10 protein-coding genes are annotated in these 15662 nt (G+C 53.5%); 4 read left to right on the plus strand and 6 right to left on the minus strand.

The genetic code is table 11. From position 1 onward, the window contains the following. Positions 1–73: 73 nt before the first annotated feature. From gcvP to argS, 4 genes are all read right to left on the minus strand, one after another. On the minus strand, positions 74–2965 hold the full coding sequence (gene gcvP / locus FIU95_RS04415; RefSeq protein WP_152451867.1) for an aminomethyl-transferring glycine dehydrogenase: 2892 nt from the start codon (positions 2963–2965) through the stop codon (positions 74–76). A 495-nt stretch (positions 2966–3460) separates the two neighbouring features. Further along, positions 3461–4939, minus strand: coding sequence for a nucleoside hydrolase (locus tag FIU95_RS04420; protein WP_152451869.1), 1479 nt, complete (start codon positions 4937–4939; stop codon positions 3461–3463). A gap of 205 nt (positions 4940–5144) precedes the next feature. Continuing rightward, on the minus strand, positions 5145–6032 hold the full coding sequence (locus FIU95_RS04425; protein WP_152451871.1) for an SDR family oxidoreductase: 888 nt from the start codon (positions 6030–6032) through the stop codon (positions 5145–5147). Positions 6033–6195: 163 nt separating this feature from the next. Further along, the gene (gene argS, locus FIU95_RS04430; protein ID WP_152451873.1) at positions 6196–7932 is read right to left on the minus strand and encodes an arginine--tRNA ligase; all 1737 of its coding nucleotides are present in this window, start codon (positions 7930–7932) and stop codon (positions 6196–6198) included. A gap of 135 nt (positions 7933–8067) precedes the next feature. Here argS and sbcB point away from each other — a divergent pair, with 135 nt between their 5' ends. The 4 genes from sbcB (at position 8068) to FIU95_RS04450 (ending at position 13043) form a co-directional block, all read left to right on the plus strand. Continuing rightward, a complete protein-coding gene (sbcB, locus tag FIU95_RS04435; protein WP_172975478.1) occupies positions 8068–9519 on the plus strand; it encodes an exodeoxyribonuclease I in 1452 nt (483 codons plus the stop codon). Positions 9520–9629: 110 nt separating this feature from the next. After that, on the plus strand, positions 9630–10646 hold the full coding sequence (locus FIU95_RS04440; RefSeq protein ID WP_152451875.1) for an aspartate carbamoyltransferase: 1017 nt from the start codon (positions 9630–9632) through the stop codon (positions 10644–10646). A gap of 118 nt (positions 10647–10764) precedes the next feature. Further along, positions 10765–12198 (plus strand): nodulation protein NfeD, encoded by a 1434-nt coding sequence (locus FIU95_RS04445; protein WP_152451877.1) that lies wholly within the window; start codon positions 10765–10767, stop codon positions 12196–12198. An 80-nt stretch (positions 12199–12278) separates the two neighbouring features. Then, entirely contained in the window at positions 12279–13043 is a 765-nt protein-coding gene (locus FIU95_RS04450; RefSeq protein ID WP_152451879.1) for a slipin family protein, read from the plus strand. A gap of 82 nt (positions 13044–13125) precedes the next feature. Here FIU95_RS04450 and pgi read toward each other — a convergent pair whose 3' ends face one another. Then, positions 13126–14748, minus strand: coding sequence for a glucose-6-phosphate isomerase (gene pgi / locus FIU95_RS04455; protein ID WP_152451881.1), 1623 nt, complete (start codon positions 14746–14748; stop codon positions 13126–13128). Positions 14749–15062: 314 nt separating this feature from the next. Continuing rightward, positions 15063–15257: a hypothetical protein gene (locus tag FIU95_RS04460; RefSeq protein ID WP_152451883.1), complete on the minus strand. Its 195-nt coding sequence runs from the start codon at positions 15255–15257 to the stop codon at positions 15063–15065. Between the last annotated feature and the right edge of the window lie 405 nt (positions 15258–15662).

Consider the following 15662-nt stretch of genomic DNA (forward strand, 5'->3'; position numbering starts at 1 on the left):
AATAGTATTGTGGGTCGAATAAAAAAGCGGGCATAAAGCCCGCTTTTAAATCCACCTGTGAGAGTGTTGGATCTTACTCAGCGTAGCTCTCAATCGGTGGGCAGGAGCAGATCAGGTTGCGGTCACCGTAGACGTTGTCGATACGGTTAGCAGCCGGCCACACCTTGTGCTCTTTTAACCACGCCGCCGGGCGCGCAGCGATATCGCGGGAGTAGCTGTGGGTCCACTCATCGCTCATCACGTCCTCAAGGGTGTGAGGGGCATTGTGCAGCGGGTTGTCTTCAGGGGTGTATTTACCGCTGGTGACATCTTCCACTTCCTGGCGAATTGTTGCCATAGCCTCGATAAAGCGATCCAGTTCACCCTTGGATTCACTTTCGGTAGGCTCGATCATCAGGGTGCCGGCTACCGGGAAGGACATGGTGGGGGAGTGGAAGCCGAAGTCCATCAGGCGCTTGGCGATATCCTCTTCAGTGATGCCGCTGGCTTCCTTAAGTGGGCGCAGATCTACCAGGCACTCGTGGGCAACAAAGCCATTGGTGCCGGTGTAGAGCAGGGAGTAGTGCTCACCCAGCTTCTTGGCCACGTAGTTGGCGTTCAGGATCGCCATTTCGGTCGCCTGTTTCATGCCCTGCTTGCCCATCATACGGATATACATCCAACTGATCGGCAGGATGCTGGCGGAGCCCCAGGGAGCGGCGGAGATGGTGCCGTTATCCAGCTTGGTTTCCGGAACTTCAGTCACTGGATGGGCTGCCAGGTAAGGCTTCAGGTGTTCGCCAACAGCGATCGGGCCCATGCCGGGGCCGCCACCACCGTGGGGAATACAGAAAGTTTTGTGCAGGTTCAGGTGGGATACATCACCACCGAACTGGCCCGGAGCTGCCACGCCAATCAGGGCGTTCATGTTGGCGCCATCAATATAAACCTGTCCACCAACCTGGTGCACAAGGTCGCAAACTTCACGGATGCCTTCCTCGAATACCCCGTGGGTGGATGGGTAGGTCACCATCAGCGCGGCAACACGGTCGCCGTGCTCTTCGATTTTGGCTTTCAGGTCTTCGATATCCACATTGCCTTTATCATCACAAGCAACCACAACCACTTTCATGCTCACCATCATGGCGGAAGCCGGGTTGGTACCGTGGGCCGAGGCGGGAATCAGGCAGATATCGCGCTGGGTCTCGCCCTTCGCTTCGAAGTATTTCTTGATGGCAACCAGGCCAGCGTATTCGCCCTGGGAACCGGCATTGGGCTGCAGGCTCACCGCATCGTAACCGGTACAGGCAGACAGCATCTGCTGCAGCTGGCGGAACATTTCCGCGTAGCCTTCCGCTTGGTCTACTGGTGCGAAGGGGTGCAGTTTGCCGAACTCTGGCCAGGTGACCGGGATCATCTCCGCGGTGGCGTTCAGCTTCATGGTGCAGGAGCCCAGGGGAATCATTGAGTGATTCAGGGCGATATCCTTGGCTTCCAGAGACTTGAGATAGCGCAGCATCTCGGTCTCGGAGTGGTAGGTGTTGAACACCGGGTGGGTCAGGAATTTAGTATCGCGCGCTAGGGCGGCGGGTACACCCAGGGAGCCCTTGCTGGCAATTTCGCTGTCCAGAGTATGCAGATCGATGCTGTGTTCGGTGCCGATAAAGGCATTGATCAGGTCGGACACATCCTGCAGGGTGGCGGTCTCACTCAGGCTTACACCCAGGGCGTCTTCACCAATTTTACGCAGGTTGATTTCAGCGGCCAGGGCGCGCTGGTAAATCTCTTCCTGTTTGGCGCCAACGGTGATATTCAGGGTATCGAACCAGCTGTCGTGGGCCAGGTTAAAGCCTTCCTGCTGCAGGGCGGAAGCGAGAATGTCTGCCAGGCGCTGAATGCGGGCAGCGATGGTTTTCAGGCCTTCAGGGCCGTGGTAAATCGCATAGAAAGCGCTCATTACCGCCAACAGCACCTGGGAAGTACAGATGTTGGAGTTGGCTTTCTCGCGGCGAATATGCTGTTCGCGGGTTTGCATGGCCATGCGCAGGGCACGCTTGCCTTTGCTGTCTACGGAAACACCGATAATACGACCTGGTGCGGAGCGCTTGTAAGCTTCGCGGAAGGCGAAGAAACCGGCGTGGGGACCACCGTAGCCCATGGGGATGCCGAAGCGTTGGTTACAGCCAACAACTACGTCTGCGCCCATATCACCCGGTGCTCGGAGGGCTACCAGGCTCATCAGATCAGCGGCCACGGTTACCAGGGCGTTGGCTTCGTGTACTTTGGCAATAATGTCAGTTAGGTCACGTACGCGGCCGGTGCTGCCGGGGTATTGCAGCAGGGCACCGAACAGCTCGGCGGGGATATCTTTTTCCACATCGCCTACAACTACTTCGAAGCCGAAGTGCTCGGCGCGGGTTTTAACTACGGCGATGGTCTGCGGGTGGCAGTCCTGGTCCACAAAGTAGACGTTGGATTTGTTGCGTTTGACCTGGCGCTTACACATGGCCATGGCTTCAGCTGCTGCGGTACCTTCATCCAGCATGGAGGCATTGGCCAGCTCCATACCGGTGAGGTCCATAATCATTTGCTGGAAGTTCAGCAGGCCTTCCAGGCGGCCCTGGGCAATTTCCGGCTGGTAAGGGGTATAGGCGGTGTACCAACCCGGGTTCTCCAGCACATTGCGCAGGATTACATTGGGGGTAATGGTGTCGTGGTAACCCATACCAATAAAGGTGCGGTAGATCTTGTTGCGCGCCGCGATATCTTTCAGCTCCGCGAGGGCCTCAACTTCATTGATCGCATCGGCCAGATCCAGCTCATCAGTCTTGCGAATGGCTTCGGGCACGGTTTTCTCGATCAGCTCGTCGAGGCTGGCAACTCCGAGGGTTTCCAGCATGGCCTCTACCTGTTTGGCATCGGGGCCAATATGGCGATGGATAAAGGCGTCGTGTTGTTCCAACTGCTGCAGCGATGGTTGGGTCATAAACTTCGTTCCTGTAGTCGCAGGGAGTCGTCGCGGTGCGCTCGCGGTTAAAAATAGCACCTGGCCTCGATACCGCTTTTCCTGTGGAAAGCCTCGGGCCTCCGCGTAGCGGATAGGCGAGGGTAACGCTTGGGAGAAACGGTTTGCTGGCAGCCCCAGTGTTGCAATACGGAACCAGAGGGGAAGCCGGGCCATAGCGGCAGGCGCGCATCTTAGCAACCGTTGCGGGTGTCGGCAATCTGCGGGATTTGAACGAGGAAACTGCTAAATTTGGGGGTAAAAAGTGGGTTAAATCCTGTGAGATGGGGGTTGGGGCGATTTTGTTCTACCCGGGACAGAGCAGACTTGGCGAAAGGTGTCATCTGAGAGTTTAAATGGCCTCGAAAGTGGAACAGGTTGGCTATAGAAGCTTTGATAGATTTAGGAACCCTCTGAAAAGTCCACAAGAGCACTGCAGAATAGTCAAAAGGTTCCTATGCACTAACAATCTCTTTGTTAGTGCTGTTTAGCTCGACATCTAGCTCCCTTCCGCGCAGAATTAAAACGATCACGCAGACGCTCAATCATCACTGTACGAGCAGCGTCATGGTTGATGCCCATAACCACATTCACTTCTAAGCCTTTGCCGTTTTCTGTAAAGGTGGTTTTACCTACGGTGGGGTCGAAGGTGATGGGGTCATAAGGCGTCATGCTGTCGGCCAGGCCGGCATTTAGCTGGTCAACCTCAATAAACCCGGGTACCAGATCCATCTCCAGAGTTTCAGGCTCCAACAGCACCAGTGCGGCGATAATGTCCCACAGGCGAATAACGGCATCCATGGCGAAGTCGCCGTTACCCTGGAAATCTCCACCTTCAAACTCGCGAATGGAACTGAGCAGTTGGGAGGTGTAGCAGGCTTCCGGAGTCGCGCGGCGTTCGGCCAGGGCTTCGATGGTGTTGCCCTGTACCTTGGCCATGTCGGTAGAGTTGGTGGGTACCAAATAGGTTTCAATATCATTTTCACTCAAGGCGTCAAAGGCCCACTGGGCACTTAGCGGGTCGAGCAGAATATTGAATTCCTGGTGGGTGCTGAAGTCGCTTTCACAGCCGAAGCTTGGGTGAGAAAAAATATTCCCGCCCAAGTTGCGGGATTTATCGCCGAAGCAAGCAGCCTCGTGATTTGCGGTGAAGGGTTCGTAATTTTCAAAGCCGCCGCCCATCATTATCACACGGTCAATTTTAGCCAGCTGTTCTTCATTGGCCTTGCCGAGTACACGGGCCAGGGTGGTCAGTTTGCCGGTATTGAAAACGACTGGAGACTGCTCCAGGTTATCCAGCGTTTCCAGGATAATGTCTTCAGCCAGCTCAAAGTTGAAAGAAACACCATTATTGCCCTGATAGCGATAGTGATCCTGTTTTGCGCGGGGGATTAGGTGGTCAGTTCCGTATAAGGTGGAGCCGTTATCGCGCCAGGGGCCGGGTACATACTGGCCATAAAGGTTAATGCCCATGGCATTACGGCGCTCCAAATTCCATGTGCCGGTGCTGAAATCGGAGGAGTTGGGCAGCTGGTAATCATCGCGGCCAGCTACAGCTTTGTCGTCATTTACCGGAGTGCTGGAGGCCTTACCGTTAGCCCCATAAGCGACCTCCTCAGTGGCAAAGTAGGCACCACGTATCACTTTGGTATCGTTGTTACCCAACCACTCAAGGATGTTGTAAACCGTGTTGGCTCCGTGCGCTACAGTATTGAAGGAGTCTTCCACCACTGCCAGTTCCAGGGTGTAGCGCGGGTCTTTGGCAATCAGCATCAATGCTACGGCATCGTCAAAGTTATTGAAGTCGCCGATCCAGATAATCGGTTGGGCATCTTCATTTTTGGTTGCTTGGTGCAGGCGCTTTCCATGGCGGCCATTGTCCGCATGGCAGGAGGCCAGGGTTGCAAAGCTACCCAGAATCAGGGCTCCGGCAGATAGCCAACGTTTTAATTTCATCTATATTTCCCTAAGGTTGGAGTGTCTTAAATTGGCGATTTCACGACTCCTCCCTGAGTCGATAAATGGCCACTCCTGTAATAACTGCCATTAACGCTTGTTAGCTATAAATAGTGCTCAATTACAAAAGTTAATGCCGGCGTAAACGCCGGCACAGGTACATCCCTATACCATTTGTTTTCTTTTATTGGTTTTCTATTAGATTTTAATTCTGGATAAAAGATTTCAGGTTGCGTGCCAGTTGCTGAGGCAATGGTTCGGTCCCTTTGATGCCCAGGTTTGTTAAGCGTGATTTATCCAGCTGACAATTGTAGGGGCGCGGTACTGAAAAATTGGGTTTGCTATCTGCGCTGATATGGTCAGTACTCAATTCGCACACTTTGGCAATAATATGCGCGAGTTCAAAGCGGGTGCAGGCGGTGTCGCCGCTCCACTGGTAGATTCCTTCAAACTGGGTGCCACCGCGGATTTTCAACAGGCATTGCTCCAATACTTCTGCCACTTCCTCCACACTGGTGGGAAAGCGAATTGCCCAGTGATCCAGTGTGACCGGCTTTTGTTCTCGCAGCGTCTCTAATAGGGCGGTAATACCAGATTCCTCCAGGTAGGCGACGGGTCCAAACAGCCAGGGTAATCTTAAAACCCAATGGTTACCGTTTTTCAGTACCGCTTCCTCTCCTGCCAACTTGCTTCGACCGTAGAAATTCACGGGATTGGGTGTGTCATCGGAAGTGTAGGGTGGGGCAGTACCATCAAAGACATAGTCGGTGCTGATATACACCAACTGAGCATTGATTTCGCTACAGTACTTTGCCAATAACTCAGTACTGCCGACATTGAGTTGCCAGGCGGTATCTGGATTGTCGGCACAGCGGTCTGGCCAGCGCTCGGCGGCACAGTGGATTACCACATCCGGCCTAATTTCCCGCAGAGAAGCTTTGACTGCGCTGCTATCCGATAAGTCCAGGCGAATTAAGTTTTCGCCTGCGCGAGAAAAAGCGGTCCCGGTTGCGGAAAAAGTAGGGCTGTTGGAAAGTTGCTTTAATACACTACGGCCCAGCAGGCCGGAGGCGCCGGTAATCAGGATTTTCACGGGTTACTTTCCTTCGATTAGGCCGGTGGGGAAGAGGTGGCCTATATGGGGCAATGGATGGTGCGGGATGGTTTGGCGGGAGGCTGTGGAAGCCTGCTCACCAGAGAGCCGCCCGGCCAGCCTGCCTGCATATTTGCTGGAGGTATGGCCGGGCAGGAACAATTTACATTTGCTCCATGACTTCAATACCGAGCAAGCCGAGGCCAGTCGCGATAGTGCTGGCCACCAGGTTACACAGCTGCAGACGGCTGTGCTTCTGTTCTTCACTTACCCCTTCTTTCAGTACCGGGCAGGCTTCGTAGAAGCTCATATAAGTGCTGGCCAGCTCGTACAAATAGGTACAGAGCACGTGTGGGAAGGTGTCTTTGGCTACCTGATCGAGGACTTCGCCAAACTGGCTCAGTTTTACTGCCAGTGCGCGCTCTTGGGGGCTTTCCAGATGAATATCGCCCTTGAGTTCACTCGCCTCAATACCGGCCTTGCGGAAAATACTGCGTACGCGGGTATAGGCATACTGTAGGTAGGGGGCCGTATTACCTTCAAAGCTGAGCATGGATTCCCAGCTGAAGATGTAATCGTTAGTGCGGGTCTTGCTCAAGTCTGCATATTTCACCGCGCCGATGCCCACCTTGCGGGCGATTTCCGCACAGGTTTGTGCATCCAGCTCTGGGTTTTTCTCGGCTACCAGTTTCTCTGCGCGCTCTACGGCTTCATCCAGCAGGGCGGCCAGTTTTACCGTACCGCCGGTACGGGTTTTAAATGGTTTGCCGTCGTCGCCCATCATGGTGCCAAAGGTACAATGTTCCAGGCCTACTGCTTCCGCTACGAACCCCGCTTTGCGGGAGGCCACAAAGGTCTGTTGCAGGTGCAGAGATTGGCGGGCATCCACTACGTAGAGAATACGGTCTGCGTTGAGCTGGTTGGCGCGGTAGCGGATGGCAGCTAGGTCGGTGGTAGCGTATAGGTAACCACCGCCCTTCTTCTGGATAATCATCGGGCTGGGGTTGCCCTCTTTATCAGCCATTTCTTCCAGGAACACCACGATAGCCCCCTGATCTTCGACGGCGATGCCGCGGTCTAGCAGCTCTTTAACCAGTACTGGTAAATCGTCGTTGTAGCGGCTTTCGGCATAAATATCTCCAGGCTGAAGAGTGACATTGAGCTTGGAGTAGATCTCTTCACAGTGGCTGATAGAAATATCGATAAACTGTTTCCACAGTTTCAGGCACTGCTCATCGCCACCCTGCAGTTTCACAACATAGTCACGGGCGCGATCGGCAAAACCCTCCTCCTCATCGAAACGTACCTTGGCTTCGCGGTAAAAGACTTCCAGGTCGGCCAGGGCCACTTCCGCATCGTTGTCTGCCAGCTTGTCGGAGAGGTGCGCCAGCAACATGCCGAACTGAGTACCCCAGTCGCCCACATGGTTTTGGCGAACCACCTTGTGGCCCTGGAACTCCAACAGGCGCGCAAGGGCATCACCGATAATGGTGGTGCGCAAATGGCCCACGTGCATTTCTTTGGCCAAGTTGGGGGAGGAGTAGTCGATAACTACGGTCTTGGGCTCTTCAACAGAGGCAATATTGAGGCGCTTGTCGCCTTGGGCAGCTAACAGCTGTTGGCTCAGCCACTGTTCACTTAGATGGATGTTTAAGAAGCCAGGACCGGCGATCTCTACCTTTTCGATCATATCGCCCTTGTCCAGCTGCTCAAGGATCTTGCTGGCCAGCTCACGCGGGTTGGTGCCCAGTCGCTTTGCAGCGCCCATAGCGCCATTGGCCTGGTAGTCGCCAAATCCGGCTTTCTTCGCAGGTGCCACAATCGGGCCGCATTCTTCGGGGATACCGGCGGCAAGCATGGCGGCCTGGAATTTGTCGGAGAGGAGTTGGCGAATATTCATAGAGGGTTATAGCTGTCTTAAATTCGTGGAAACGCCGAATTTTAATGGGCGGTGGCGGCTTTGCAACCAGCGTTCACTGGAGAGCGACTCAAATCTGGGTTCAGGTGTCCAGATGGCGTGGTGCTCAGTGGTATGATGCCGCCAAATTATGGAGGTACCGTGAGTTCTACCACACTTTATTGGCACGATTATGAAACCTGGGGCACAGACCCGGGTGCCGACAAACCGGCGCAGTTTGCCGGTATCAGGACCGACGAAGCGCTGAATATCGTCGGCGAGCCATTGATGATTTACTGTCGCCCTTCAGCGGACTGCCTGCCGCAGCCTATGGCGAGTCTGGTGACCGGCATCAGCCCGCAAAAGGCCCTGGCCAATGGTGTACCGGAAATTGAATTTATCCAGCGTATCCTCGCCGAGCTGGGTGCGCCCGGTACCTGTGGTGTGGGCTACAACAGTTTGCGCTTTGACGACGAAGTAACCCGCTACACCCTGTACCGCAACCTGCTCGACCCCTATGAGCGCGAGTGGCGCTCCGGTAATAGCCGCTGGGACATTATCGACATGGTGCGCCTCACTTACGCTCTGCGCCCCGAGGGTATCCAGTGGCCGACACGCGAAGACGGTGCGCCGTCTTTCCGCCTGGAAGAACTGACCGCTGCCAATGGAATTTCCCACGAGGGCGCTCATGATGCACTCTCTGATGTCCACGCTACGATTGATATGGCGCGGCTGATCCGCAAGCAGCAACCGAAGCTTTACGATTATGTTTTCCGCCTGCGCCGCAAGCAGGAAGCCGCCAAGATGATCGATATGCGCGAGCGCCGCCCGCTGTTGCATATCTCCGGCAAGATCTCTGCCAATCATGGGCACTTAACTTATGTGATGCCACTGGCCAGCCATCCGGTGAATCGCAATGCTGTGATTGTTGCCAATTTGGCGATGGACCCCGAGCCTTTACTCAACCTGGATGCGGATACGCTGCGTGAGCGCCTCTATACCGCTCGCGATCAGCTGGGTGAAAGCGAACTGCCGGTTGGGCTGAAACTGGTGCACTTGAACAAGTGCCCGATATTGGCCCCAGCCAATATGCTCGACGATAAACGCGCCAGTGAACTGGGCATCGACCGGGCGGTTTGCGAAGCCAACTGGCAGAAGTTGAAAAGCGTTGATCTGACCGAGAAACTGCACAACGTTTTTCTGGATCGGGAGTTTCCCCAGAAAGATGTAGAGGCGGATCTCTACGGCGGTTTCCTCAGCGATGCCGATCGCGATATCTGCCGTGAGCTGCACCGCGGCTTGGCAGCCCGAGGGCCCGAAGCCCTGGCTGGCGAAGTGCCATTCAGCGATAAGCGCCTACCCGAGTTATTGTTTCGCATGCGTGCGCGCAACTTCCCTGAGACCCTATCGGACGAGGAGCATCAGCGCTGGCAGATCTGGTGTTTCCAGCGGTTAACCGATCCCACCGCAGGGGCCTCTATCACCCTCGAAGATTACTTCCGCCAGCTGTCCGAACTGCGAGTACAGCATCCGGAGCGGATATCGCTGATTACCGAGCTGGAAAACTGGGGCGATAGTCTGCTCGCCTAATGTGTTGAATCGCGCCAGCGGCCATTCTTTCACTGGGTTCTATTGCGGTGCCCGAGTAGAATGCCGCTCGCGAATACCCGCGCCCACAAGGCGCAATCACTGGAGTAACCATGGACTTTATCGGAGCCAATATTCTGTCCGTCAGCCAGTTCGAACGTGCCGATATAGAGCGCGTATTCGATGTGGCTGACGCCATGACCCCTTACGCCCAGCGTGAAAAAGTTACACGCGTGTTGGAGGGAGCGATTCTCGGCAATATGTTTATGGAGCCGAGCACCCGTACCCGCTTGAGTTTTGGGGCTGCTTTTAACCTGCTGGGTGGCACGGTTCGGGAAACTGTGGGGATTACCGCCAGCGCTATGGCCAAGGGCGAATCCCTCTACGATACGGCGCGGGTACTGTCGGGCTACAGCGATGTGATTTGTATGCGCCACCCGCAGGAGGGCTCGGTGGCGGAGTTCGCCGCAGCGAGTCGCGTGCCGGTGGTCAATGGCGGTGATGGCGCTAATGAGCACCCCACCCAGGCGCTGTTAGATCTCTACACTATTCGCAAAGAACTGGCCGCCCATGGCCGCACCCTGGATGATTTCCGCATTGCCATGATTGGCGATCTCAAACACGGTCGCACCGTACACTCCCTGTGCAAGCTGCTGTGCTTATTTGGCAGGGTGCATATCACTCTAGTCTCCCCACCGGAGCTGGCAATGCCCGACGCGATTGTGGAGAAGCTGCGCGAGGTGGGGCACGAGGTGACGGTCACCGACCAGCTGGAATCCTCGATCGCCCATGTAGATATCGTCTACTCCACCCGTATCCAGGAAGAGCGCTTTGCCTCCCAGGATGAGGCCAACCGCTACCGTGGGCGTTTCCGCCTAAACCGGGCGATATTTACCCGCTATGCAGAGCCCAATACGGTGATTATGCACCCTCTGCCGAGGGATTCACGCGCAGAGGCCAACGAGCTGGATATTGATTTGAATGAACATCCGAGCCTGGCAATTTTCCGCCAGACCGATAATGGTCTATTGGTGCGTATGGCTCTGTTCGCCCTATTACTTGGAGTGGAAAACCAGGTAGATAAATACGCCCGTGAAGTGCATTGGCACAGCCGCCGCAACCCGGTTTAACGTCACTTTCCTTGTTTTCAGATAACGCCGCTTTTTTCTGTTAATCTGATTGAGTTACCCCGGCCAGAAATACAATAGCTGGCCTGGGTTTCTCCGCAATCGCATCAGGGAAAGATGCATGTCGAATCAGATATCGTCAGCGGTATTCTTGCGCGGCGCGCTCATCCTGACGCTGCTCCTTGTCGTTTTGATCTCGAAAAGTGCCGCGCAGGAAGATGCTTCCCCCCATGTGGCGCTGTTGTCTATTGATGGTGCCATAGGCCCGGCCACAACCGATTATTTTAAGCGCGCCACTGAGAATGCTGGCGCGCGCGGTGCCGAGTTAATTATTGTGCATATCGATACTCCTGGCGGTCTCGATGCAGCGTCCCGGGATATTATCCAACATATCCTTTCCTCCCCCATTCCTATTACTACCTATGTGTATCCCTCGGGTGCCCGTGCAGCCAGTGCCGGCACCTATATCCTCTATGCCAGCCAGATAGCGGCAATGGCCCCGGCTACAACACTAGGGGCCGCCACGCCAGTGCAAATAGGCGGGCCCCCAGGAACGCCACCCCCTGGTGGTAATCCAAAAGAGAACGACCAAAAAGAGGAGACAGAAGAGGCGAATAAAGAGGACGAAGAAAGTGAAGAGGAGGACAAAAAGGAGAAACCATTATCCGGCACTGCTATGGAGCGCAAGATGGTGAATGATTCCGTTGCTTTTATTCGAGGTTTAGCACAACGCAATGGACGCAATGCGGAGTGGGCGGAGAAAGCCGTTCGTGAAGCGGCAACTCTGACTGCCTCGGAAGCGCTGGAGATGAATGTTGTCGATATCGTTGCCAAGAATGACGAGGATTTATTAAAGCAGCTGGCCGGGCGCAAAGTTTCTCTCGACTCCGGCGATATTACTATTTCGGCGGAGATTGCCCAGCTCCCCATCGAAAATTACGAGCCGGATTGGCGCAATGAATTACTGGCCCTGATTACCAATCCCCAGGTGGCTTATATTCTTTTATTAATTGGTATTTACGGCCTGATTTTCGAGGGATATAGCCCCGGCGCTTTTGTACCCGGCATCGTGGGGGTTATTTGCCTGTTATTGGCCTTCTATGCTTTGCAGGTTTTGCCGATTAATTATGCCGGATTGGCGCTGATTATCGTTGGAGCGCTTTTGATTGTGGCGGAAGTCTTTATGCCCAGTTTTGGCGCCCTGGGAATTGGTGGAATTATTGCGTTGGTGATTGGCTCGGTGATGCTGATAGACACCGACGTACCGGGTATGCAAGTGTCGCGAAAATTGATCGCAGCGATTGCCGGCGTAAGCGGTGTTTTTCTTTTGGGTCTTTTAATGGCGGTGGGCAGGAGTTTGCGCAAACCGCGGCTTGCCTCCGATCAGGCCCTGGTGGGACGAGTGGCGGTGGTGAGCAATGTGAGCAAAGAAGAGGTGCTTGTGCACCTCGATGGAGAAATTTGGCGGGCACGTTGTGAGACGCCACTGGAGCCGGGGCAGCGTGTGCGCATTATCGCTCAGCGCGGTTTGCTGCTCTATGTGGAGCCGGGCTAGCTTTAGCTTGGCAATTGGTTGTTATTAGGTGGGCCGATAGGCTCGATAAATTTTGCTGGTGGTGACAGGGAGAGAGTAGCATGGTCAGTTATTTTATTGGGCTGTTAGTACTCGCGCTAGTGCTACTGCTGATGTATGCCATCCGTATTTTGCGGGAATATGAGCGTGCGGTGGTTTTTTTTCTGGGGCGCTTTCAGACGGTGAAAGGACCCGGCCTGATTATCATCATCCCAATTATTCAAACTATGGAGCGGGTGGATTTGCGAACCGTAGTGATGGATGTTCCCACGCAGGATGTGATCAGTCGCGATAACGTTTCGGTAAAAGTGAATGCGGTGGTTTATTACCGGGTTGTTAATTCACAGTCAGCGATTATCAATGTTGAATTTTATCATGAAGCTGTCAGTCAACTGGCCCAGACGACGCTTCGATCTGTACTGGGTAAGCATGAGTTAGATGAGATGCTTTCCGAGCGGGACAAACTCAATGTGGATATTCAAAAGATCCTCGATGAGCAGACCGATGCCTGGGGAGTGAAGGTCACTAATGTCGAAATTAAACATATCGACCTGGATGAGAGTATGGTGCGTGCCATTGCCCAGCAGGCCGAAGCTGAGCGGGCACGGCGAGCCAAGGTGATCCACGCAGAAGGCGAAGCGCAGGCGGCCTTAAAATTAACGGAAGCGGCCAATCAGCTATCGCAAAATGCCAACGCGATTACTTTGCGCTACATGCAGACCATGATTGATATCGCCGGAGCAAATAATAGCTCAACGATTGTATTTCCCTTGCCGCTGGATTTGATTGAGCCTTTGTTGAAGCGCGGTGCTGAGGCACAAAAATAAGAAAGCGCATTTTTCTGGGAAACGGAACTAAAAAGGCCGCATTGGGATGCGGCCTTTTTAGTGGGGCTCTTGGCAAATTGTCTTATAAGAGCTTTTCCATTAAAGAGCGGGTAGAACTATCCCAATCCTCAGGCGCATGTTCTTCTGCGGCTTTATATATCTTTCCGCTTAACTGTTTGCCTAGCTCTACACCCCACTGGTCAAATGGGTTAACTCCCAAAAGGCAACCGCCTGTGAAAACCTTGTGCTCGTAAAGTGCTAACAGTGCGCCCAGGTGATGAGGATCTAACTTTTCCAGGATGAGGGTATTACTCGGGCGATTACCGGGGATGGCTTTGTGCGGAGCCAACGCATGGGCCTCGCGGTGGGTATAGCCGGCATCTTCCAGTTCCTGGCGTGCCTCGTGAATGGATTTGCCGCGCAATAGAGCCTGGCTTTGGCTGATACAGCAGGCCAGTAGCCATCGGTGTTGCTCATGCAGCTCGGAGGTAGGCTGCTTGATAGCGATAAAATCCGCAGGAATCAGATCGGTACCCTGGTGCAATAGCTGATGGAAGGAGTGCTGCCCATTGGTGCCTTCGGTGCCCCAGATCACACTGCCGCTGGGGTACTCCAGGGGTTTCCCCTCTTTGTCTACGCTTTTGCCCAGGCTTTCCATATCCAATTGTTGCATCCAGGCGGGAAACTTAGACAGGCGCTGAGCGTAGGGCAGAATCACCTGGCTGCCGGCACCCCAGCACTGGCGATACCAGAACTGAATAAGCGCCAGCAATACCGGCAGATTTTCCTCCAGTGGGACATTGGAAAAATGGGTGTCCATGCCATGAGCACCGGCAAGAAGTTCCTCATAAACCTCATAGCCACAGGCCAGGATGATCGGCAGGCCAATTGCAGACCACAGAGAGTAGCGACCACCCACCCAGTCCCATATGGGAAAAATATTTTCCGGGGCGATGCCAAAGTCTTGTGCTGCAACAATATTGCTGCTGACCGCTACAAAGTGCTGGGACAATTGTTTTTCATTGGCGCCAGAGGCCAAAATCCAGCGGCGCGCGCTTAAGGCATTCTCTCGGGTTTCCAGGGTGGAGAAAGACTTGGAGGCAACAATAAAAAGTGTCTCCTCCGGGTTGAGATCTTGGATAGTACCGCTCAGGTCTGCACCATCAATATTTGCTACGAAATGTACGCTAATACCTGGTTTGTGCCATGAGCCCAGAGCCTCGACCACCATACGAGGACCGAGATCGGAGCCGCCGATACCGATATTCACGATATGGCGAATGGGTTTGCCACTAAACCCCAGCCATTTTTCTTTGTGGATATTATCCGCAAACCGTTGCATCTGGGCGCGACAATCGGCCACGGCGCGCTCATGCTCGGTTTTGGGCGTTCCCTGGAAGCGCAGCGCAGTGTGTAGTGCTGGGCGGTGCTCGGTATTGTTGACATTGGCACCCTTAAATAAGGCTGCAATCTGGCGGCTCAATTCCTGCTCTTCAGCATACTCGAGCAGCAGCTGCAATGTCTCTTGACGCAAGTGATTTTTGCTGAAGTCCAGATAGATGCCGGCCGCCTCGCAGCTGAAACTGGTTGTGCGCTGAGGGTCGGTGGCGAAAAGCTCACGTAAAGACCATTTTTGTTGTTCGAAATGAGATTGTAATTGTTGAATTGCTGAGGAGCGGCTCAGAGTTAAAGTTTCACTTGTCATGGTGGTCGTTAATTAACTCTCTTGTGAGAAATTTTTATTGCGGTGTTTGCAAGCTTATCGACACTTGCTGGTAAAAGGTTGGCAATGCTAACGCATTACCTTCGCTGGACCAGTGCCCGAGACGGTACAGTCTATTACAGAAAATGCGATTTCGGTAAGAATGGGTGCCCCAAAAAAACAAATGCCGCTCGTGAAAGCGGCATTTGGTGGTGATTCATACTAAATAATGCTTTGTTCCTTATGTGTCTATCAGTGCAGATTTAGTCAAAACCTCATTTAGTATGAATCACCACGCTGTTCTGCTTGAAATGATTTTACTTCACCACTTTCATGCAGCGTACTCTATCAGAAGCCATCCAGCAGTCAGCATCTGCGGGGCAGGCCATGGAAGTTGGAATTTGTTCAGCGCCGGGTGGGCAGTAAGCTGGCGGTGCCGGAGGGCTACAGCAACCTGCTAGAACCAGTGCACTGATAATACCGATTAAGTACTTGGCTGGAGTGAAATTCATCCCCTAACTCCTTTCCGTTGATGTTAGCCATTAGCATAGCCAATAAAACGTCACCTGTTGGTCAGCTTTGCAAAATGTGTTTTACAAAGATGCCGCCTAATTGAGTGTAATAGGCGCAGAGAGAAAAATACTGTCAGGAGGGAATTCGGGAAGAAGATGGCGCCAGTTTATGAATTTTCTCCTGTAAAAATCGGGGTTTTTCTTTGGGTTGATGTGCAGTGTGCCGAAGTTTTGAGTGATTTCTTTAAATAACTTTGCTTTTATTTTTTTAAATTAAATTTTAATTGGCTGATGTATTTCTTGAGCCATATATTTTAGGTGGCTTTTTCTGGGTTGGGTAAGAACACTTAAAAAAATGGCAGCTTATTACTTTGGGAATAAGTGAGTTGCTTGTTTGGTAAAGGG

Origin of the sequence: Microbulbifer sp. THAF38, from assembly GCF_009363535.1 — a bacterium.
In the GTDB taxonomy this organism is placed as follows: Bacteria; Pseudomonadota; Gammaproteobacteria; order Pseudomonadales; family Cellvibrionaceae; genus Microbulbifer.